This window comes from Streptomyces sp. NRRL S-495 (assembly GCF_000966955.1).
GTDB classification, from domain to species: Bacteria; Actinomycetota; Actinomycetes; order Streptomycetales; family Streptomycetaceae; genus Kitasatospora; species Kitasatospora purpeofusca.
The window spans coordinates 1-1,506 of sequence record NZ_JZWY01000361.1; the positions used below are offsets into that span (position 1 = coordinate 1).

1 protein-coding gene is annotated in these 1,506 nt (G+C 75.3%); it reads right to left on the minus strand.

The window, feature by feature from the left end:
* A partial coding sequence (locus tag VR45_RS18945) for a MinD/ParA family protein (RefSeq protein WP_045940980.1) occupies positions 1–1,506 on the minus strand: 1,506 nt, incomplete at both ends.

The following is a 1,506-nucleotide window of genomic DNA, read 5'->3' on the forward strand; positions in this document are numbered from 1 at the left end:
GGGGCGGCGGGACCTGCCCGGGCTGCGGCGCCCACGGCGTGCCGGGCGCGGGCTGCGGGGCGTGCTGGCCGGGCTGCGGCGGCTGGGCGTACGGGTACGGCTGGCCGTACGGGGGCTGGCCCTGCGGTCCGGGCTGGGGCTGCGGGTAGCCCGGTGCCGGGGGCTGCTGCTGGGCGGGCTGCGGCTGGACCTGCTGCTGCCAGCCGGTCTGCTGGGCGGCCTGCTGGGCCCGGACGATGTCCTCGCCGACCAGGGTGGCCAGCTCGAAGTAGGCCTCGCGGACCTTGGGCCGCATCATGTCGAGGTTGACCTCGGCGCCGGCCGCCAGGCTCTCGTCGAACGGCACCACGACCACGCCGCGGCAGCGGGTCTGGAAGTGCGCGACGATGTCCTCGACCTTGATCATCTTGGCGGTCTCGCGGACCCCGGAGACCACCGTGATCGACCGCTGCACCAGGTCGGCGTAACCGTGCGCGGAGAGCCAGTCCAGGGTGGTGGAGGCGGACGAGGCGCCGTCCACGCTGGGCGTGGAGACGATGATCAGCTGATCGGCGAGGTCCAGCACCCCGCGCATCGCGCTGTACAGCAGACCGGTGCCGGAGTCGGTCAGGATGATCGGGTACTGGCGGCCCAGCACGTCGATGACCTGGCGGTAGTCCGAGTCGTTGAAGGTGGTCGACACGGCCGGGTCGACGTCGTTCGCCAGGATCTCCAGACCGGAGTGGAGGTCCTGGGAGGTGAACTGACGGATGTCCATGTAGCTGCGCAGGTGCGGGATGGCCGTCACCAGGTCGCGGATGGTCGCGCCGGTCTGCCGCTTGACCCGGCGGCCGAGCGTGCCGGCGTCCGGGTTGGCGTCGATCGCGATCACCTTGTCCTGGCGCTCGCTGGCCAGGGTGGCGCCCAGGGCGGTGGTGGTCGTGGTCTTGCCGACGCCGCCCTTGAGGCTGATCACCGCGATCCGGTAGCAGCTGAGCACCGGCGTGCGGATGATCTCCAGCCGGCGGGCCTTCTCGGCGGCGGCGGCCTTGCCGCCGAACTGGAACCGCGGCTGCTGCCGCTGCTGCTTCGGCTGGCTGCGCAGCAGCCGGTCCGAGGACAGCTCGACGGCGGCGGTGTAGCCGAGCGGCGCGCCGTGCGCGGTCTGCTGCGGGGCACCGGCCTGCTGGAACGCGGCGGGCGCGGTCGGCGGCTGGCCCCACTGCGGGGCGTTCGGCTGGGGCTGCGCGGGCTGCTGGTAGGCGGCGGGCTGCGGCCAGCCGCCGGCGCGCGGGTCGGCGCCGGCGGGCGGCGCGGCCGGTCCGGGCTGCGGCTGTGGCTGCTGGGGCTGGGCCTGCTGCGGCGCGGCCTGCTGGGGCTGGCCGGGGTGGGGCTGGGGCTGGCCGGCCTGGGCCTGGGCCTGCTGGGCGGCCGCCCACGCGGCGGCCTGCGGGTCCTGCGCGAAGGGCTGGGGGTCCTGCGGGAAGGCCTGCGGCTCCTGGGCGAACGGCTGGGGCTGGCCCGGTG